The sequence below is a fragment of the Rhodococcus sp. MTM3W5.2 genome, from assembly GCF_001984015.1.
GTDB lineage: Bacteria > Actinomycetota > Actinomycetes > Mycobacteriales > Mycobacteriaceae > Rhodococcus_G > Rhodococcus_G oryzae.
Genome location: NZ_CP019572.1, coordinates 2,425,358 through 2,443,966, shown reverse-complemented (window position 1 = coordinate 2,443,966; position 18,609 = coordinate 2,425,358). Strand labels below are relative to the sequence as shown.

Here is an 18,609-nt window from a genome sequence, read left to right as displayed (position 1 = left end):
AAGTTCCGAATTGTCACGTAACTGAATTTGATGACCGCATTGTCCGAAATCGGGCAATGCGGTCATCATTTTGAGACGCACTGAATTCGGCGGACCCAATTCACCGAACGTGCGATACGTCACATCCGATGCGGCGCGCACACAATTCCGGCGCGCCCATTGCGGGCGATCGCGGGTGTTCGCTAAGAACGCTCGCCACCCGCACCATTCGGCTCGGCGCCGCGATCATCCGAATCCACCCCTGCCTCGGGCTCGGACTCCGCGTCGGCCTCCGCCTCCACCACGGCCTCGGCGGCGCGGTCGGCGCGCCGGACCAACCAGACTGTCGTCACCAGGACCAGCGCCGTCAGCGGCCAGCCCATCGCGATGCGCGTGACCGCGAGCCACCCGGTGTGATCGGTGTCGTAGAGCTGAGACTGGACCAGGTAGCGGGCCCCGAACACCAGCGCCCACGCGGCGGTGGCGAGGTCGTAGGCCCGGACCGCGGCCCTGCTGCCCCGCCACGAGTTGCCGTGGCCGTTGAGGAAGCCCCACAGGACGCCGACCAGCGGCCACCGGACCACGATCGAGAGCAGGAAGACCCCGGCGTAGGCGAGGCTCGTGTAGATCCCGAACAGGAAGTACCCCTTGGCATCCCCGGTCCGGTACGCGATGAATGCGCAGATACCGACGCCGAGGAAGCCCGAGATCGCGGGCTGGATGGCACCCTTGGCGATCACCCGCCACACGAGGATCGCGGCTGCCACACCCAGGGCGGCCCAGATGGCCGCGGTGAGGCCCAAGAAGCTGTTGATCGGGACGAAGACCAGGACCGGCAGGGTCGAGTAGACCAGCCCACTGACTCCACCGAGCTGTTCGAGTACGGACTGCTGCTGCCTGTCGGTCACCCGACGAGACTGCCACATGTACCGGCGATGACTACGAATCCCCTCGTAGCTCGTAGTACGGGTTGTAGATCACCTTCTGGCCGTTGCGCTCACCGACGCGTCCGCGAACGAGCAAGGTCTTGCCCGGCTCGATCCCCGCGATCCGGCGCCTGCCGATCCAGACCAGCGTCACGGCCTCTGTTCCGTCGAAGAACTCGGCCTCCATGTTCGCGGTCGAGGCCTTGGGACATGTCTCGACGCTGCGCAGCCGCCCGAGCATGGTGACCTCCTCACCACGACTACAGTCGCAGGCGCGCTGTGCGCCCGACGCCTGCGACGATTCCACCATTGCCTCGGCATCGAGTTGATCGAGGTCCTCGGTGAGCCGGCGGGTCAGCCGACGAAAATAGCCTGTGGCCGCGAGTGCCATAGCGCGCTCCTGGAGCAGGTGCGGTGCGACTGTCGCCCCGCTTGTAGGTCTGTGTGATCGCCACTGTAGACCCATCCCGAACCGGGAACCACACCACTGTGAGGAGCGTCCCGGCCACCGGGCGGATAGCCCATTCGCGGCCCCGACAGCACCCGTATGGCACCCGACCCCGGGCTCGGTGCGACCATCGACGGATGCAGGAGATGACATGGCCGCACGCAGCGGTGGTGCTGCCGGGAACCGGGTCCGACGCACACTTCGCTGAAAGGGCGTTCTCGGGCGCGTTGACGCAGGTCGGGGTGGAGATCATCGCCGTGGAACCCGACCCGCGGCGGGTGGTCGAGAGCTACCTCGAGGCGATGGACGCGGCCGCGGACCGGTATGGGCGGATCCTCGTCGGGGGCGTGTCCATCGGTGCCGCGGTCGCGGCACAGTGGGCCGCTCGCAACGAGTCCCGCGCGGCCGGGGTGCTCGCGGCGCTGCCCGCCTGGATCGGCGACCCGGCCGAGGCCCCCGCGGCGCTGAGCGCGACGATGACGGCGCGCATGCTGCGCGCGGACGGCCTCGACGCGGTGACCAGCGCGATGATCGAGACCAGCCCGGCGTGGCTCGGCGGCGAACTCGAGCGGTCCTGGCGATCGCAGTGGCCGCACCTGCCCAATGCTCTCGAGGAGGCCGCGGCCTACCACGGCCTCGTCGAGGAACACCTCGCACGGATCACGGTGCCGGTGGGCATCTGCGCCGCCACCGACGACCCGGTGCACCCCATCGCCGTCGCCCGGCGATGGGTGACGGTGCTCCGGTCCGCCTCGCTGGCCACCGTCACCCTCGACGAGATCGGCGCCGACGCCGGAATCCTCGGCCGGTCCTGCCTTGCGGCGCTGACCTCGTCCTGACCGGCCGCCGGCCGGATCAGCGACGCAGCTGCTGCATCGCCGACCCGGAGCCGCCAGGACGCTCCTCCGGCGGCAGGGTGTGATCCTGGGCGGCTGCCGCGGCGGCCTCGGCGGCTGCCGCGGCCTCGGCGACGGCGGCCTCCTGGACCTCGGCCGTCTGCTGGGCCTGCGCGGCCTGCTGCTGTGCCTGCATCTGCTGCTGCTGGGCCGCGATCAGCTGCTCGGCCAGCATCTGCGGGAGCACGACCGGGAGGGGCGTCCGCACCGGGTACGGCTCGGCGCCGCGGTTGACAACCGTTCCGGCGAGGATCTCCCTCGCGATCGCGGTCAGCGGCGCCTCGAGGCCGGCCGAACCGACCGGGCCTGCCACCACGCACCGGATCATCCAGCGCGGGCCGTCGACGCCGATGAAGCGCAGGTCGGCGTTCGGGTGACCGCGTGCAGCTCACGACCCCATGGACCGGTCTGCACACTGATCTCCGCCTGATCGGCTCGCAGCGACTCGGCGAGGTCACCCGCGACCTCGCGCCACTGTCCCGGCGACTTCGGCGCGGCGTACGCGGCGATCGTGACCCGACCGTGCTCGGTGACCAGGTGCACCGCCTGCGGGGTGCCGTCCTGAGCCATCTCCACCTGGATCTGTCCGCCCTCGGGCAGCGGGACCTGCACCGACCCGAGGTCGAGCCGCGATTGCGCGGCACCCTCGGGGTCGTCGAGTTCGTCCCGGTCGTACGGCCCGCCCTCGGGCCGCTCCTCGACATCGAACTCGTCGAACTCGTCGCTCTCGGCCTGCGCGTCGACGTCGTCGCGGAGATCCTCGAACTGATCGAGGTCCTCGTCCGCGGCCTTCTTCTTACGTCCGAAAATCATCGTGCCCCTTCCTCGGGCAGTGCCGACACCGCGTGCAGGCTGGCATGTCCACCACTGGATCCGTATCCGCCCGCGCCGCGCGTCGTCTCGTCGAGCGACTCGACCTCCACGAACGAGACCAACTCCACCCGCTGCACCAACAGCTGAGCGATCCGGTCACCGCGAGTGATCGCGATGGGCGTGCGCGGATCGTGATTGATCAGACACACCTTGATCTCACCGCGGTAACCCGCGTCGACCGTCCCCGGCGTGTTCACCACGGACAGACCGGACTTGGCTGCCAGTCCCGACCTGGGGTGGATCAGCCCGACGGTGCCGACAGGGAGCGCGACGGCGATTCCGGTCCCCACCAGGGTCCGCTCCCCCGGCTCGATGGTCACGTCGACGGTGGAACAGAGGTCGACACCCGCGTCGCCCGCGTGGGCACGCTGTGGGATCGGCATGTCGGGATCAAGGCGCAGCAGCTCGATGGCTGGAAGATCGCTCACGCGCACCGAGACTACTCTGGATGCGTGCCCGAGAACCCTCAACCTGCCTCGACCGCCGCCACCGGTGGCAAGACCGACCCCACCGCACCGATCTACTCGGAGCGACTGTGGGTACCGCTGTGGTGGTGGGCCGCCGGCCTCGCCGTCGCCGGTCTGCTCGCCGCGGAGGTTCACATGGGCAACCCCGGCCTGCTGGCCTGGTTGCCGTACGTGCTGCTGTTGCCCTTCCCGGTGTGGGTCCTGCTCTGGTTGAGCCGGCTCCGGATCGAGGTCGGCGACGGCCCCGGCCGAGGCGAGCTGCGCGTCGGCCGGGCGAACCTGCCGCTGGACGTGATCTCCCGGGTTGCGGTGGTTCCCGCCACCGCCAAGTCGGCGGCGCTCGGCAGGCAGCTGGACCCCGCCGCCTACGTGCAGCACCGGACCTGGATCAAGACGATGGTCCTGATCGTTCTCGACGATCCGGAGGATCCAACGCCGTACTGGCTGGTCAGCACCCGCAGGCCCGCCGAGCTGGCGGCACTGCTGACTCCCTGACGGGTCCGGGTGCCCCGGAAACCACTGTGCCCGGCCTGCGAACAGGCCGGGCACGACTTTTGATACCAGGCCGGGGCACTCGGTGCCCCGGTCGGATCCACTACCTCGGTAGCGCTGTCAGGCTGCGCAATCCATGCAGATGAGCACGCCACCGGCGTCGCTGGCGAGCCTGCTCCGGTGATGCACCAGGAAGCAGCTCGAACACGTGAACTCATCGGCCTGCTTCGGAACGACCCGGACCGACAGTTCCTCGCCGGACAGATCTGCTCCGGGCAGCTCGAACGACTCCGCGGTGTCCGACTCGTCGACGTCGACGACCGCGGACTGCGCCTCATTGCGCCGGGCCTTCAACTCTTCAAGCGAATCCTCCGAAACCTCGTCGGATTCCGAACGCCTCGGTGCGTCGTAGTCGGTTGCCATCTCGTCTTCCCCTCGTCTTCTCTCGTCATCGATTCCCCCGGCCACACACCACAGCCGAATACACGAATCAACCCGTGTGGCTGCATAACGCTCGAGAGCGCCGAATAGTGCCCAAAAGTTAGCGCAGGTAATATGATCTGCACCACATTTGGCCCTTCCGTCCGGTCCTCCAAACGCCTGTCGTGTACGACTGCGGCCGCCAGACAATAGCCGAACTCTGGAGAAAAGTCGCGGGCCATTCACCACACGTCGGAAACTGTCTGAAAATCGACACAAACGGCGGGTCGACCGTGACATTTCCGCGACATTCCGAGCCGCGACCGCGTCGACAACGATCCCGGCGCCGCACTCTAGAGTGGGTGCGCACCGGCGCCACAATGGCGCCGATCGGCGGGCGCGGCGGAGAGGTCGGGACGAATCGTGGTTTCACTGATCACACAGGGTCACTCCACCGATGAGCAGGGCCGTCCGTTCCGCAGACGGCGCGCGATGCCCGTCGTCGTGCTGATCGGCATCCTCGCCCTGCTCGGCTCGGTGCTGTGGGTTCGCATTCTCACCAAGGACGAGGAGGTCTCCGCCGCGGTGACGTGCAACCTCCCGAGGCCGGCCTCACAGTCCGCCGACCCCAACGACCCCGCCCCGCAGCCGCTCGGCCAGAAGATGGACCCGACGACGCTGATGGACGTGGAACCCACCACCCTCGCGGCGACAAGGGTCCGCGTCTTCAACGCCAACGGCGAACGCGGCCAGGCCGCGCAGGTGGCCGCGCAGCTCAGCGAGTACGGCTACGCCAGCGCGCCCGACGTCCAGGTCGGCAACGACCCCGTCTACATCGACCAGAACATGCAGTGCCACGGCCAGATCCGTTTCGGCGCAAACGGTCTCGCCGCCGCCAGTGCCCTGTGGCTGGTCGCCCCGTGCGCGGAGCTGATCGAGGACCAGCGTCAGGACGACACCGTCGACCTGGCGCTCGGCACCTACTTCAACGAGCTGCGCCCGAACACCGACGCCGAAGAGGTGCTGGCCGTGCTGAAGGAGCCCGCGCCCGGCGGCATGGCCGCCGCGCCGGTCGACATCAGCCTCCTCAAGGCCGCCCGCACCGCTCGCTGCTGACGGCTCAGTCCGGGATCGGGTCGAACACGCCCGCCGCTGCGAAGACCTCGTCCAACTCCGCCGCGATCCCCGGGGCCGCCGCCACCACCACCTCGCCTTCGGCGCTCATCGAGTGCGGCGCCGGCGTGCGGACCCGGGCGCCCGCCTCGCTCGCGATCAGCGAGCCCGCTGCCCAGTCCCACGGGCTGAGCCCGTGCTCGAAATGCGCATCGACGCGCCCCGAGGCCACCATGCACAGGTCGAGGGCTGCGGAGCCGATCCGGCGGATGTCGCGCACCTGGGGCAGCACCCGCCCGATCAGTGCGCCCTGCGCCTGCCTGCGGGCCCGTCCGTAGCCGAACCCCGTCGCGAGCAGGGCCACCGACACGTCGGACACCGGGTTGCACCGCAACGTGTGCTCAGTGCCGTCTGCCTCGAGCAGCGTCGCGCCGTGGCCGAGGGCCGCCGAGTAGACCGCATCGGCCGGGACGTCCACCACCGCACCCGCCACGGAGACACCGTCGATCTGCGCTGCGACCGACACCGCGAAGGCGGGGATGCCGTACAAGAAATTCACCGTCCCGTCGATGGGGTCGACCACCCAGCGCACGCCCCGGATCTGCTCGGCCTGTCCCCCACCCTCCTCGCCGAGGATGGCGTCGTCCGGGCGCAGGCCCGCGAGCAGTCCGCGGATCAGTTCCTCGGTCTCGGTGTCCACGACGGTGACCGGATCGGTCGGGTGGCTCTTGGTCGCGACCGAGCTGTCCTCCGCGAGGACGCCCGTCGCGGCGAACACCTCTGGGCGGCGGGCACGCACGTGCCTGGCGGCGGTGACGGCCACCCGGACCGCCACGTCGCGCAGCGTGCGCGGATCGTCGGGACCGCCGGGGGCGTCACGTTCGGGGTGGTGGGGACGGGAGCATCGGACCGCAAAGAGGGCACGCCCCATGGTGCCTCATCTCCCCACTCCCGCGCCCGTCGTCGCCACGACGATTAGGGTTTGCGCCATGACTGAATCGACCCCAGCCCTGCCCTCAGACGACAGCAACGGCAGCAGCCGACGCGGGTTCGGCGTCGACGTCGGCGGAAGCGGAGTCAAGGGCGGCCTGGTCGATCTGCAGACCGGCGAGCTGATCGGCGACCGGATCAAGATCGAGACCCCGAAGCCCGCAACCCCCGAGGCCATCGCGGCCACCGTCGCGGAGATCGTCACCCGGGCGGGCTGGGACGGCGCGGTCGGCATCACGCTGCCTGCCGTGGTCACCGGCGGGGTCGCGCGCACCGCGGCGAACATCGACAAGTCCTGGATCGGAACGGACGCGGCGGCCCTGTTCGGGCAGGCGCTCGGCGGCAGGCCCGTCACGGTGCTCAACGACGCGGACGCGGCAGGCGTCGCCGAGGACACCTACGGTGCTGGCAAGGATGTCGACGGCGTCGTCGTGCTGCTGACGTTCGGCACCGGGATCGGATCCGCGATCCTGCATCGGGGCGTCCTGCTCCCCAACACCGAGTTCGGGCACATGGAGGTCGGCGGCAAGGAGGCCGAGCACCGCGCCGCGTCCTCGGTCAAGGAGACCAAGGATCTGTCCTACAAGCAGTGGGCGGCTGAGGTCTCCCGAGTGCTCACCACGTTCGAGGACCTGCTCTGGCCCGACCTGTTCATCGCGGGCGGCGGCATCAGCCGCAAGAGCGAGAAATGGATCCCGTTGCTGACCAATCGCACCCCCGTCGTGCCCGCTGCGCTGCTGAACACGGCGGGCATCGTGGGCGCCGCACTCGCCGCGCAGACCAGCATCGCGTCGTAACACCCGTGGCGATAGTTACAATGGACACGTCCGGCTCTCAGCCGGCCGAACTCAACTGACCTCTCCGCCGGAAAATCACTCTGGCGTGACGCCGCACGACACCGTCACGAAAGGGCGTACGTGGCCGCCTCCGATACAAGTCAGACCGCCGAACCAAGCACCGAATCGGCGTCCGCCGCGGCGACCAACGGCACCGCCCCCGCGAAGAAGGCCGCGGCGAAGAAGGCTCCAGCCAAGAAGGCCGCTGCTAAGAAGGCCCCGGCCAAGAAGGCCGCAGCCAAGGCCCCGGCCAAGAAGGCCGCGGCGAAGAAGTCCCCGCCAAGAAGGCGAGCAGCAAGGCCGACGGCGTCGATCTCGAGGACGCGCCCGACGAAGCCGACATGGCCGATCTCGAGGTACCCGAGGGTGACCTCGCCGTCGACGAGGTCGTCGAGGTCGTCGCGGTCGGCGAGGACGAGGAAGAAGCCGCGGAGCCGTCCGACAAGGACAAGGCCTCCGGGGACTTCGTCTGGGACGAGGAGGAGTCCGAGGCGCTCCGGCAGGCCCGTAAGGACGCCGAGCTCACCGCCTCCGCCGACTCGGTCCGCGCCTACCTCAAGCAGATCGGCAAGGTCGCCCTCCTCAACGCCGAGGAGGAGGTCGAGCTGGCCAAGCGCATCGAGGCCGGCCTCTACGCCACCCAGTTGATGGCCGAGCACGCCGAGAAGGGCGAGAAGCTCCCCGTCGCGCAGCGCCGCGACATGAACTGGATCTGCCGCGACGGCAACCGCGCGAAGAACCACCTGCTCGAGGCCAACCTGCGACTGGTCGTCTCGCTGGCCAAGCGCTACACCGGTCGTGGCATGGCGTTCCTCGACCTGATCCAGGAGGGCAACCTCGGCCTGATCCGCGCGGTCGAGAAGTTCGACTACACCAAGGGCTACAAGTTCTCCACGTACGCCACCTGGTGGATCCGCCAGGCCATCACCCGCGCGATGGCCGACCAGGCCCGCACCATCCGCATCCCGGTGCACATGGTCGAGGTCATCAACAAGCTCGGCCGCATCCAGCGCGAACTGCTCCAGGACCTGGGCCGCGAGCCCACGCCCGAAGAGCTCGCCAAGGAAATGGACATCACGCCGGAGAAGGTGCTGGAGATCCAGCAGTACGCGCGTGAGCCCATCTCCCTCGACCAGACGATCGGCGACGAGGGCGACAGCCAGCTCGGCGACTTCATCGAGGACTCCGAGGCCGTGGTGGCCGTCGACGCGGTGTCGTTCACCCTGCTGCAGGATCAGCTGCAGTCGGTGCTCGAGACGCTGTCCGAGCGCGAGGCGGGCGTGGTCCGGCTGCGCTTCGGCCTGACCGACGGCCAGCCCCGCACCCTCGACGAGATCGGCCAGGTCTACGGCGTCACGCGTGAGCGGATCCGTCAGATCGAATCCAAGACGATGTCGAAGCTGCGGCACCCGTCGCGTTCGCAGGTACTCCGGGACTACCTGGACTAGTCGGTCCCGACCAGACGACGAATGCCCCGTCACCTCGAGGTGACGGGGCATTCGTGTGTCCGATGGTCTCCTGCCACCGACAGTTCACCCGGTACACGTCGGGTCGTCATCGGATCCCCACCGCGCACGCCCCGAGGTGGGCGAGAGTTGCCGGATGAGCGACCAGCCCCCTGTCACCCCCACCTCCCCGCGCGGCCCCTCCCGCCGCACGTTCCTGCGCGGCTCCGCCCTCGCAGGCGGCCTCGCGGTGGCTGGTCTCCGAAGCGCCCCCTCCGCGACCGCCGCGGCGCCCTCCGTCGATCCCGCCCGTCCCTTCGACTACCCCACGTGCTGCCCAGGACCGTTCGCCAACGGCGTCGCCAGCGGCGACCCGTTGCCGGACCGCGTCATCCTCTGGACCCGTCTCATGCCCGAGCGCGTGACCGGCGCGCCCGGACCCGTGCGGTGGGAGGTGGCCACCGACCCCGGCATGACGGCCCTCGTCCGCTCCGGTGTGCAGACCCCGGTGGCGGAGCACGACTTCACGGTGAAGGTCGACGTCACCGGCCTGGCCCCGGCCGCGACGTATTTTTACCGCTTCACGCACTCCGGCGCCCACTCGATCACGGGGCGAACACGCACCGCGCCTGCCCCGGGTGCCGCCGTCGACCGGGTGCGCATCGCCACGATGTCGTGCAGCTCCTACTGGTCCTCGTTCTGGAGCGGGTTCGAGCACATCGCCGCGAGGGACGACCTCGATCTGGTGCTGCACGTGGGCGACTACATCTACGACTTCCCCGACAAGGACGAGCTGGTGCGCTCGCGCGTCGGCTTCGCCGACATGGACCACCCGGACAACCGGGACTGGCTCGACCTCGCCGAGGTGCGGCGGCGGTACGCGCTGTGGCGCTCGGACCCCCAGTTCGTCCGGGCGCACCAGCAGCACCCGTGGATGATCGTGTGGGACAACCACGACATCGACGTCGCCTACGGCACCGAGGTGAACGCCCCCGGGATCGACCCGGCGTCGGCGACAACGACCCTCGCCGACACGGTGCGCGCGTTCCACGAGTGGACTCCGACCCGGCCCGTGCGCGCCGACGGCAGCGGCGAGTTCGTGCTCGTCGACGACGGCTCCTATCCCGCGCCGGAGGACCCGCTGCTCGTCTACCGGGCGCTGCGGTACGGCGACCTCGTTGACGTCGTCGGGATCGACGCCGAGTCGCACGGCGTGCACGGGCCCACCGCCGATTCCTCGCACCTGCCGCCCGGGCAGCCGAGCCTCCTCGGTCGGCGGCAGTACGAGTGGCTCACGGCTACGCTCACCGACTCGTCGCACCGGGGAACCCGGTGGCGGGTCATCGGCAACCAGGCGTGGTTCGCTCCGACCGACATCCCGGAGGTCGTGCAGGGGGTGAAGATGCCGAAGCTCGGCATCGGCCGCTGGGGCCGGTACGCCGCCGAGCGCGACGCGATCGTCGATCACCTCCGAGGCGCGCGCGGGGAGCGGACCTGGCGGAACGTCATGGTGACCGGGGACGCGCACGGGAATTTCGCGTCCGACGTCATCTCCACGACGTACCTCGGCGACGGGTATCTCTCGGGGATCCCCGGCCGCAACACCCGTAACGGTGCCGAACCGCAGAACCGCGGTGCCGGGGCGCTGCGGGTGAGCACCGGCAACGGCGCCCCGGCGCCCGCAGGCGCCCACGACCCCGCCGACGTCCGAGGCCTGTCCGTCGGTGTCGAGTTCGCCCCCACCTCGATGGGGCGCGGCGGCGCCGACGACATGATCCGAGGCGCCACCGGCCTCGGGCGGGCGGAGTCCACCGAGATCGCGCGCGCCGCCGAGGCTGCGATCCTCACGCTCAACCGCAACGCCCAGTTCGTCGAGTGGGTCGACCACGGCTACGGGATCATCGACCTCGACCGCGACCGCGCCGTGTTCGAGTTCTGGTGGCAGGACAAGAATGTGCCGCGCTCGCCGGATGTCCTCGGCCACCAGATGGTGGCGTTCGCCGAGGAGGACCGATCGGCGGTGCCGCCGCGGTTCCGGGATCAGATCGATGCCGTCGAGCTGCACGGCCTGCCGTACGGGCCGACCGCCGGGGCGCCGCACGGCCCACAGGCGCCGTGGTTCCCGCCGGAGGTCTAGTGCGACCTAGACTGGATCGCGAGGTGACCCGAGATGACGACCGAAGACCAGCGGCACGACCACCCGGACACGGTGGTGTTCGGCAACACGCGGGAGATCGCCGATCGCATCATGGCGTTGCCCGATCGGGTGGTGCGGGCGCTCACGGTCGCGAAGGATCGCTGCGCGCACGGCTGTCTGAGGCTGCAGATCTTCCACAATCTCTACAACCCCGAACTCGGCATCGGCCGCTACCTGTTCGTCCCCGGCGACGGCTCCGAGCCGCACTGGGTGGAGACGCTCGACGGCACCGTGACGCTGCGCTGCCCGTGCTGCCCGGACGAGGTCGCGAAGGTCGGCGACGTCGTCGAGAGGTTCCGCAACGCGCGGCACAAGCGGTGAGCCCGGCGTGCGCCGTCAGGTCGTGAGGTAGGGGTCGCTCGACTCCCCTGACGGCTTCTGCGGCCGCCGCAGCGCGCCGACGAGCGGCTCGACCACCCGCGCCGCAACCGGCCCGAGGATCGCCATCAGCAGCACGTACGCCGTCGCCAGCGCCGCGAGCTCACCCTCGACCGCGCCCGCCGCAACCGCGAGCCCCGCGATGACGATCGAGAACTCGCCGCGGGCGACCAGGGCGGCGCCCGCCCTCGCCCGGCCCATCACGGCGACTCCCTGCCTGCGGGCCGCCCACCATCCGGTCGCGATCTTGGTCGCGGTGGTCGCCACCGCCAGCAGGGCCGCCCAGCCGAGGACCGGCGGAATGGTGCCCGGATCGGTGTTCAGGCCGAACACCACGAAGAACATCGCCGCGAACAGGTCCCGTAGGGGCTCGAGTACCTTCGCCGCGTTGCGGGCGGTGGACCCGGAGATCGCGATGCCGAGCAGGAACGCCCCGACCGCCGCCGACACCTGCATCGCCGAGGCGATCCCTGCGACCAACAGCGCCGCGCCCAGCAGCTTGAGGAGGAAGACCTCCTTGTCCTTGCTGTCGACGATCGCCGACACGTAGTGGCCGTATCGCAACGCGATCACCAGCACCAAGGTGACCACGCACAACGAGATCGCCAGCGCCTGCAGGCCGCCGAAGAAGCCGACCCCGGCCAGGATCGCCGTCAGGATCGGCAGGTAGACGGCCATGGTCAGGTCCTCGAACACGAGGATCGACAGCACGACGGGGGTTTCGCGGTTACCGAGCCGGCCCAGGTCGCTGAGGACCTTCGCGATGATGCCCGAGGACGAGATGTAGGTGACGCCACCCATCACGAGGGCACCGACCGGCCCCCAGCCGAGCATGAAGGCGACGATCACGCCCGGCGCCGCGTTGAGCACGATGTCCACCGCGCCCGCCATCCACGACTTGCGCAGCCCGGTGACCAGCTCACTCGCGGTGTACTCGAGGCCGAGTAGCAGGAGCAGCAGGACAACACCGATCTCACCGGCCAGATGCCCGAAGTCGCCGATGCCGTCGAGCGTGAAGAACCCACCCTCGCCGAAGCAGAGGCCGCCGACCAGGTACAGCGGGATCGGTGACATCCCGATTCGGCCGGCCAGGCGCCCGAGGACACCCAGCGCGAAGAACACCGCGCCGAGCTGGATCAGCGAGAGCGCGGTGCTAGTCATGGCGCCCCGGGTGGTTGCCGGAGCTCATCCAGTTGTCTTGGTCTTCGCCGGAGCTCATCCGTGGTGCAGTATCTTGGCCGCACCGTCGAGCCCGTCCGAGGTGCCCACGGCGACCAAGAGGTCTCCCTCGGTGAGGTTGAAATCCGGATTCGGCGACGGGTACACCTGTCCGGCCCGCATCACCGCCACCACCGAGACCCCGGTCCTGGTTCGCATCGCGGTCTCCCCCAGCGTCCGGCCGTCGAAGGGCGAGTCCTCGGTGATCGGCAGTTGCCGGGTGTTGATCCCCGGCAGGTCACGGTGTTCTTCCCGCAACTGCGAGACAAGCTGCGGGGCGCCGAGCAGATTGCCCAGCACGGCGGCCTCCTCGTCGGTCAACGGCACCGATGCGGCACAGGCGTCGGGATCGTCCTTCTTCGAGACGATGAGGTCCGTGCCGCCGTCCCGATGGGTGACCACGCCGATGCGCCTGCCGGTCGACAGCTCGAAATCCTTCCGGATGCCGATCCCTGGAAGGGGAGTCACTTCCACGTTCATGACTCAACGGTAGCGCCGCGCGCGGGATCGGTGCCGCGACGCGCGATATTCGCAGGTGATCACTGGAAGAAGAGCAGGGCGGCGGCATCGCGAGCCAGCAGAAATCCCGCGATGCCGAGCACCCAGCCCAGTGCGCTGTCCGCATGCCTGGACAGGAAGCTGTCCGCGCGCGCCAGCCAGGGCTCGACCCACGTGTGCGCCACCGTCCTGGCGACGATCAGCAGGCAGGCGGGGAGCACCATCACGACGCAATAGCCGGCCAGCGCCGCCGCCGAGACCGCTGGGGACAGCCCGCTCGAGACCATCAGCCCGATCGCCGCGAGGTACGGCAGCATCGTGACCAGTTCGAGGGAACCCGCGCTCATCGCGAGGACCGCGACGCCGGATCCGGAGGACTGCGCATCCAGAGCCTTTGCCCGCCACCGGGTCACCCGACCACCACCGCCCTTCGCCCTGGAGTCGAATCGCCAGCTGATCGCGAACAGCCCGACACCGAGCGCCAGCTGCGCACTGAGTGCGACGGGTCCGCGCAGCACGGACCCTGCCACCGAGATTCCGGTCGACGCCGTCAGCAGGATCACCATCCCCACCGCGAAATAGAAGCCCGCGATCGCGCCCAGGTACGCGACCATCCGGCGCACCGGCGGCCGCTCCGGGGACATCAACAGCCACAGCGGTATCACCAGCGTCCCCAGGCTGGTGCTGTCCACCAGGGCGAGCGCGACGAGCCCGAGAACGAGTGCCATCTCCATGCAGACGATCATCAGCAGCGCGACGCTGCCGCGCATCGCCCGCACGCCGGATCCGACGTCCTCCCTTGGGAGGACGTCACGGGGTGCTCGGTGTGCTGTGATGATGGCGTGTCACGTTGGACCGCCCTGCCCTCACTCGCGCAGAGTGCGCTGATCGCGCTCCTCGCGTTCGCCGCGGGCGCGGTGCTGTACTCGACCAACCTGTACTCGCTCGCACCGATCTCCGCCGGGGTCCCCGTCCCGACCAGACTTGTCCTGCTGGCCGCGATCTGCGGCGCGGCGGTGTACCGGCGGGACCGCCCGGTACTGGCGATCTGGCTCGCCACCATCCCCCTCGGCATCGATTTCGCGCTCGGGCCGACCCTGCCGATCTGGCTGGTCTTCTCCGACCTCGTGTACGCCGTCGCGCTGTACGGCACCGCAAGGCAGTCCCGCATCATGGTCGGCGTGGCCGCGGCGGGCACCGGCGTTGGCCTTGCCCTCGTGCTGATCCTCACCAGGAGCTGGCCGCCGCTGGTGATCGGCACGATCGCCGCCTTCGCCTTCGTCGGCACCCCGCTGTGGTGGGGGCGCGCGGTGCGGCTGCACAAGGACGTCGCAGACTCCGAGCGGGCGCGGGCCGAGGCGCTGACCACCATCGCGGTACTGGACCGACAGGCGGCGATCGCGGACGAGCGGACTCGGATGGCCCGCGACCTGCACGACGTCGTCGCCGGTCACCTGTCCGCGATCGCCATCCAGTCCGAGGCCGCCCTCGGCATCACCGGCGCGGAGTCCGACGAGCGCCTGCACCGGATCCTGAAATCCGTGCGCGGCAACAGCATCGACGCGCTCGAGGAGATGCGCTCGATGATCGGTCTGCTCCGCACGGAGATCGTCGACGAGGCGGCGGCGCCCGGCCGTCTCCGTCAGCTCGCCAAGCTGGTCGACTCCGCACACGCCGCGGGCACCGAGGTCGCGGTGCACGACCACCTCGCACCCGGCCACCTCCCCACCGCCGTGGACCACACCGCCTATCGGATCGCCCAGGAGGCCCTCACCAATGCCATCAAGCACGCACCGGGCCATCCGGTCGAACTCACCCTCGAGTCGCAGTCCGGGCAGTTGCTGATGACGATCTGCAATCCGCTTCCGCCGCGAGGGTTCCCGTCGGATCCGCCACGCCAACGCACGGGGCTCACGAACATGCGCGAGCGCACCGAACTGCTCGGTGGCCGGTTCAGCGCCGGACCGGCCACCGACGGCTGGCGGGTCGCGGTGTCCATCCCGGTCGACGGACCGGCGGCAAGCGCATGATCCGGGTAGTCGTCGCCGACGACCACGCCGCGATCCGATCGGGTTTGTCGATGATCCTCGGGTCGGCCGACGACATCGAGGTGGTCGGCGAGGCCGCCGACGGCGAGGTGGCGCTCGGCCAGGCCCGCGCGTTGCGGCCCGACGTGGTGCTGATGGACATCCGGATGCCCGGCACCGACGGCATCGCGGCGACCAGGGAGATCACCGCGGCCGGCCTGGCCCATGTACTGGTGCTGACGACCTTCGACATCGACGAGTACGTGTTCGGGGCGCTGCAGGCGGGCGCCTCCGGGTTCCTGTTGAAATCGGCGGCGGCCGCGGAGCTGACGGCAGCCGTCCGCGCGGTCGCCGCGGGGGACGGCGTGCTGGCCCCACAGGTGACCCGCACCCTGATCGACGCCTTCGCGGCGGTACCGCCGACCCCGGCACGGCAGCCCGCGGGCCTCGAGGACCTCACCGACCGAGAACGGGAGGTGCTCGCTTGTCTGGGCGACGGTCTGACGAACCAGCAGATCGCCGGACGCCTGTTCATCGGAGAGACCACCGTCAAGACCCATGTGTCCCGGGTGCTCACCAAGCTCGGCGTCAGCTCACGCGTCCAGGCCGCGATCATCGCCAGGGAACTCCCCGCGTACTGAGTCCTCCGGTGTCCCGAACCTGCCGTCGGGACCGGGCCGGTACGCGCACACCCCGGTGACCGCCACCACAGGAAGCGGCCCGTACAGGTGTGGGAACCGCATCGACTCGGGGTCCGTCGGCACGCCCGGTTCCCAGCGGACCTCGGCCCCGAGTCGCTCCCGGTCCAGGTACAACAGCACGAGATCGGTGCGGCCGGCGAACAGCCGGTTGGCGGGCAGGTGCACCTGTTCGGTGCTCGAGAGGTGTACGAAGCCGTCGGCGTCGTAGGTCTCGGGCAGCCGCTCCCCCGCCCGCTGCGCCTGCCGCCACTGTTCGGCGGTGCAGATGTGTACCAGGGTGCTGTCCGGATGAGTCACCCCCGCAGGCTATCCGGGGCGTCCCGGCAGTGATCTCCGTCACGTGCGAGGCCCGTGTTCCCTGTTAGTGAAACCACAAAGAAACGCCGACGGGAACAACTCCTGAAGCCCAAACGTCTGACAGAGTGGATTCACCGCGCCATCCCGGTGCGGCGGACCAGGCCCCAGGCACCCGGCTTCGGCCGAACGCCAGTACGGAGGAGTCATGCCCGGAACACTGACCAGCCCCCATTGACCGCTGCCGACCGGTGCGACCGGTGTGGTGCGGGAGCCCGCGTGCGCGCGGTCCTCTCGACTGGCGGAGAGCTTCTCTTCTGCCAGCACCACGCCAATGAGCACGAGGATCGACTCCGCGCGATGAACGCCACCATCGTCTCCGATGCCGTACTCGATGAGGCGACGATCTAGGCCGTCAGCCAAACCGGGCGCCCGTTCGGGGCACCCCAGTCAGCACAGAGCCCGCACCTCCCGGTGCGGGCTCTGTCTGGTTTCAGCACTGTCTGGTTTTCACCACTGCCGTGTCACCACTGCCGGAGCATCGCGATCCGTTCGGTGAGCTGCTCGACCGTGGCGATCGCGGTCGGCGGACCGCCGCAGACCCGGCGCAGCTCACCGTGGATCCATCCGTGCGGCTTGCCGGTTCGGTGGTGCTGCATCGCGACGAGCCCGTTGAGCTCCTTGCGCAGCTCGGCCAGCTTGCTCGCGGACGAGACCCGGTCGGCCACCGCGGCGGGCGCCTGGACCGGCGCGGGCTCCCTGCTCCCCTTGTCCAGCTGATCGGCCTGGCGCTCACGCAGCAGGGCCCGCATCTGGTCGGCGTCGAGCAGCCCCGGAAGGCCCAGATAGTCCGCCTCCTCGTCGCTACCCGCGAAGGTCGCCGTCCCGAACGAGGATCCGTCGTAGATCACCTGGTCGAGCTCCGCATCGGCGCCGAGCGAGGTGAACGCCTTCTCCTCCTCCCCCGGTTCGTCCTTCTGCTTGTTGGCGTCGACGAGCAGTTCGTCGTCGAGGCCGTCCTTCTCCCGGTGCGGCTTGCCGAGCACGTGGTCGCGCTGCAGCTCGAGCTGGCTGGCGAGGTCGAGCAGCACCGGCACGGAGGGCACGAACACGCTGGCCGTCTCGCCCTTGGCCCGCATGCGCACGAACCGGCCGATGGCCTGCGCGAAGAACAGTGGTGTCGAGGAGCTGGTGGCGTAGACGCCGACGGCCAGCCGCGGCACGTCGACACCCTCGGACACCATCCGCACCGCCACCATCCACGGCTCGGAGCTCTCGCTGAACTCGGCGATCTTCTTCGAGGCGGTCGGGTCGTCGGACAGCACGACGGTCGGCGCCCGCCCGGTGCCTGCCTCGAGGATCTTCGCGTACGCCCGCGCCACCGTCTGGTCCGTCGCGATGACCAGCCCGCCAGCGTCGGGCATGCCACCGGCGCGCAGCTGCTGCAGCCGTGTGTTGGCTGCGGTGAGCACCGACGGGATCCAGTCGCCGTTCGGGTCGAGGGCGGTCCGCCAGGCTCGCGCGGTCTGCTCGGCGGACAGCGGCTCGCCGAGCCGGGCCGCGAACTCCTCACCGGCGTTGTTGCGCCAGCGCGCCTCCCCGAGTACGCGAGGAAGACCACGGGCCGCACGACGCCGTCGGCGAGGGCATCCGAGTAGCCGTAGGAGTGGTCGGCCTTCGACCGCAGCAACCCCTCGCGGTCCGGCTCGTACTGCACGAACGGGATCGCGCTGTCGTCGCTGCGGAACGGGGTTCCGGTCAGGGCCAGCCGGCGGGTGGCAGGCTCGTACGCCTCCCTAATCGCGTCGCCCCAGCTCTTGGCGTCGCCGCCGTGGTGGATCTCGTCGAGGATCACCAGGGTGCGCCGGTTCTCGGTGCGCACCCGATGCTTGGTCGGATGCGAGGCCACCTGCGCGTAGGTGACGACAACGCCGTGATACTCGGAGGACGTCTGACCCGTCGAGTTGGTGAAGTTCGAGTCCAGCGCGATGCCCATCCGGGCCGCGGCCCCTGACCACTGGTGCTTGAGGTGTTCGGTAGGCGCCACGACCGTCACCTGGTCGATGGTGCGATCCCGCAGCAGCTCCGAGGCGACCCGGAGCGCGAATGTCGTCTTGCCTGCGCCGGGCGTCGCCACCGCGAGGAAGTCGCGGGGCCCGGTGGCCAGGTACTTGGTCAGCGCGCGACGCTGCCACGCTCGGAGGGTGGCGACGGGTGCGGGTGGTGTGGATTCGGTACTACCCGTGAGCACTGTCGCTGCCGCTCCTTCTGCGCTGTGTCCGTGATGCGATCGGTCGCCGTGATTCGATCCTGGAGGAGCCTAACGCCGACCACCGACGTTCCCCGCATCACCGGTGACCGCGCGTCGCGGCGCGGTCGCGGACCGGCCGCGATCTCTGGTAGCGGCAGAT

At 69.7% G+C, this 18,609-nt stretch carries 17 protein-coding genes and 4 pseudogenes; 10 read left to right on the top strand and 11 right to left on the bottom strand.

Going from position 1 to position 18,609, the window contains the following annotated elements:
• Positions 1 to 182 precede the first annotated feature (182 nt).
• Entirely contained in the window at positions 183 to 887 is a 705-nt protein-coding gene (locus tag BTZ20_RS11285) for a DUF3159 domain-containing protein (protein ID WP_077041422.1), read from the bottom strand.
• A 31-nt stretch (positions 888 to 918) separates the two neighbouring features.
• Positions 919 to 1,296 (bottom strand): OB-fold nucleic acid binding domain-containing protein, encoded by a 378-nt coding sequence (locus BTZ20_RS11280; RefSeq protein ID WP_077041421.1) that lies wholly within the window; start codon positions 1,294 to 1,296, stop codon positions 919 to 921.
• 194 nt (positions 1,297 to 1,490) lie between these two features.
• On the opposite strand from BTZ20_RS11280, the gene BTZ20_RS11275 reads away from it, so the two are divergent.
• Entirely contained in the window at positions 1,491 to 2,192 is a 702-nt protein-coding gene (locus BTZ20_RS11275) for a hypothetical protein (RefSeq protein ID WP_077041420.1), read from the top strand.
• 16 nt (positions 2,193 to 2,208) lie between these two features.
• Here the strand turns inward: BTZ20_RS11275 and BTZ20_RS11270 are convergent.
• Both BTZ20_RS11270 and dut read right to left on the bottom strand, forming a co-directional pair.
• Positions 2,209 to 3,059, bottom strand: a pseudogene (locus BTZ20_RS11270) (DUF3710 domain-containing protein).
• Complete coding sequence (gene dut / locus BTZ20_RS11265; RefSeq protein ID WP_097211344.1) at positions 3,059 to 3,550, bottom strand: dUTP diphosphatase; 492 nt, start codon at positions 3,548 to 3,550, stop codon at positions 3,059 to 3,061. The pseudogene BTZ20_RS11270 and the gene dut overlap by 1 nt, the downstream one beginning before the upstream one ends.
• Positions 3,551 to 3,640: 90 nt before the next feature.
• On the opposite strand from dut, the gene BTZ20_RS11260 reads away from it, so the two are divergent.
• Complete coding sequence (locus BTZ20_RS11260) at positions 3,641 to 4,084, top strand: DUF3093 domain-containing protein (protein WP_077043637.1); 444 nt, start codon at positions 3,641 to 3,643, stop codon at positions 4,082 to 4,084.
• A gap of 117 nt (positions 4,085 to 4,201) precedes the next feature.
• On the opposite strand, the gene BTZ20_RS11255 is transcribed toward BTZ20_RS11260, so the two are convergent.
• Positions 4,202 to 4,504 (bottom strand): DUF4193 domain-containing protein, encoded by a 303-nt coding sequence (locus BTZ20_RS11255; protein ID WP_027499550.1) that lies wholly within the window; start codon positions 4,502 to 4,504, stop codon positions 4,202 to 4,204.
• 420 nt (positions 4,505 to 4,924) lie between these two features.
• Between BTZ20_RS11255 and cei the strand changes: the two genes are divergently transcribed.
• On the top strand, positions 4,925 to 5,617 hold the full coding sequence (gene cei / locus BTZ20_RS11250; RefSeq protein ID WP_077041418.1) for an envelope integrity protein Cei: 693 nt from the start codon (positions 4,925 to 4,927) through the stop codon (positions 5,615 to 5,617).
• A gap of 4 nt (positions 5,618 to 5,621) precedes the next feature.
• Here the strand turns inward: cei and BTZ20_RS11245 are convergent, their stop codons facing one another.
• Positions 5,622 to 6,545 (bottom strand): inositol monophosphatase family protein, encoded by a 924-nt coding sequence (locus BTZ20_RS11245; protein WP_083742625.1) that lies wholly within the window; start codon positions 6,543 to 6,545, stop codon positions 5,622 to 5,624.
• Between the two features lie 58 nt (positions 6,546 to 6,603).
• Here BTZ20_RS11245 and ppgK point away from each other — a divergent pair, with 58 nt between their 5' ends.
• From ppgK to BTZ20_RS11225, 4 genes and pseudogenes are all read left to right on the top strand, one after another.
• Positions 6,604 to 7,401, top strand: coding sequence for a polyphosphate--glucose phosphotransferase (gene ppgK / locus BTZ20_RS11240; RefSeq protein ID WP_077041417.1), 798 nt, complete (start codon positions 6,604 to 6,606; stop codon positions 7,399 to 7,401).
• A 120-nt stretch (positions 7,402 to 7,521) separates the two neighbouring features.
• A pseudogene (locus tag BTZ20_RS11235) lies at positions 7,522 to 8,888 on the top strand (RNA polymerase sigma factor).
• A 154-nt stretch (positions 8,889 to 9,042) separates the two neighbouring features.
• Positions 9,043 to 11,022, top strand: a complete 1,980-nt coding sequence (locus tag BTZ20_RS11230; protein WP_077041416.1) for an alkaline phosphatase D family protein — start codon at positions 9,043 to 9,045, stop codon at positions 11,020 to 11,022.
• 33 nt (positions 11,023 to 11,055) lie between these two features.
• On the top strand, positions 11,056 to 11,403 hold the full coding sequence (locus BTZ20_RS11225) for a hypothetical protein (protein WP_077041415.1): 348 nt from the start codon (positions 11,056 to 11,058) through the stop codon (positions 11,401 to 11,403).
• Between the two features lie 15 nt (positions 11,404 to 11,418).
• Here the strand turns inward: BTZ20_RS11225 and BTZ20_RS11220 are convergent, their stop codons facing one another.
• From BTZ20_RS11220 to BTZ20_RS11210, 3 genes are read right to left on the bottom strand one after another with little or no spacing between them, the layout of a single operon-like run.
• A complete protein-coding gene (locus tag BTZ20_RS11220; protein WP_077041414.1) occupies positions 11,419 to 12,621 on the bottom strand; it encodes a cation:proton antiporter in 1,203 nt (400 codons plus the stop codon).
• A 54-nt stretch (positions 12,622 to 12,675) separates the two neighbouring features.
• Positions 12,676 to 13,158 carry a cation:proton antiporter regulatory subunit gene (locus BTZ20_RS11215; protein ID WP_077041413.1) on the bottom strand — a complete coding sequence of 161 codons (483 nt, stop codon included), beginning with the start codon at positions 13,156 to 13,158 and terminating at the stop codon, positions 12,676 to 12,678.
• Positions 13,159 to 13,217: 59 nt separating this feature from the next.
• Positions 13,218 to 13,946, bottom strand: a complete 729-nt coding sequence (locus tag BTZ20_RS11210) for a GAP family protein (protein ID WP_223263725.1) — start codon at positions 13,944 to 13,946, stop codon at positions 13,218 to 13,220.
• A gap of 72 nt (positions 13,947 to 14,018) precedes the next feature.
• On the opposite strand from BTZ20_RS11210, the gene BTZ20_RS11205 reads away from it, so the two are divergent.
• Complete coding sequence (locus BTZ20_RS11205) at positions 14,019 to 15,206, top strand: sensor histidine kinase (RefSeq protein ID WP_077041412.1); 1,188 nt, start codon at positions 14,019 to 14,021, stop codon at positions 15,204 to 15,206.
• Positions 15,203 to 15,844: a response regulator gene (locus tag BTZ20_RS11200; RefSeq protein WP_077041411.1), complete on the top strand. Its 642-nt coding sequence runs from the start codon at positions 15,203 to 15,205 to the stop codon at positions 15,842 to 15,844. The genes BTZ20_RS11205 and BTZ20_RS11200 overlap by 4 nt, the downstream gene beginning before the upstream one ends.
• On the opposite strand, the gene BTZ20_RS11195 is transcribed toward BTZ20_RS11200, so the two are convergent.
• Entirely contained in the window at positions 15,797 to 16,201 is a 405-nt protein-coding gene (locus BTZ20_RS11195; protein ID WP_077041410.1) for a DUF952 domain-containing protein, read from the bottom strand. The two genes, BTZ20_RS11200 and BTZ20_RS11195, sit on opposite strands and share 48 nt — an antisense overlap.
• 205 nt (positions 16,202 to 16,406) lie before the next feature.
• Between BTZ20_RS11195 and BTZ20_RS11190 the strand changes: the two are divergent.
• Positions 16,407 to 16,609: pseudogene (locus tag BTZ20_RS11190) on the top strand (hypothetical protein).
• Between the two features lie 113 nt (positions 16,610 to 16,722).
• On the opposite strand, the pseudogene BTZ20_RS11185 reads toward BTZ20_RS11190, so the two are convergent.
• Positions 16,723 to 18,449: pseudogene (locus BTZ20_RS11185) on the bottom strand (DEAD/DEAH box helicase).
• Positions 18,450 to 18,609 lie beyond the last annotated feature (160 nt).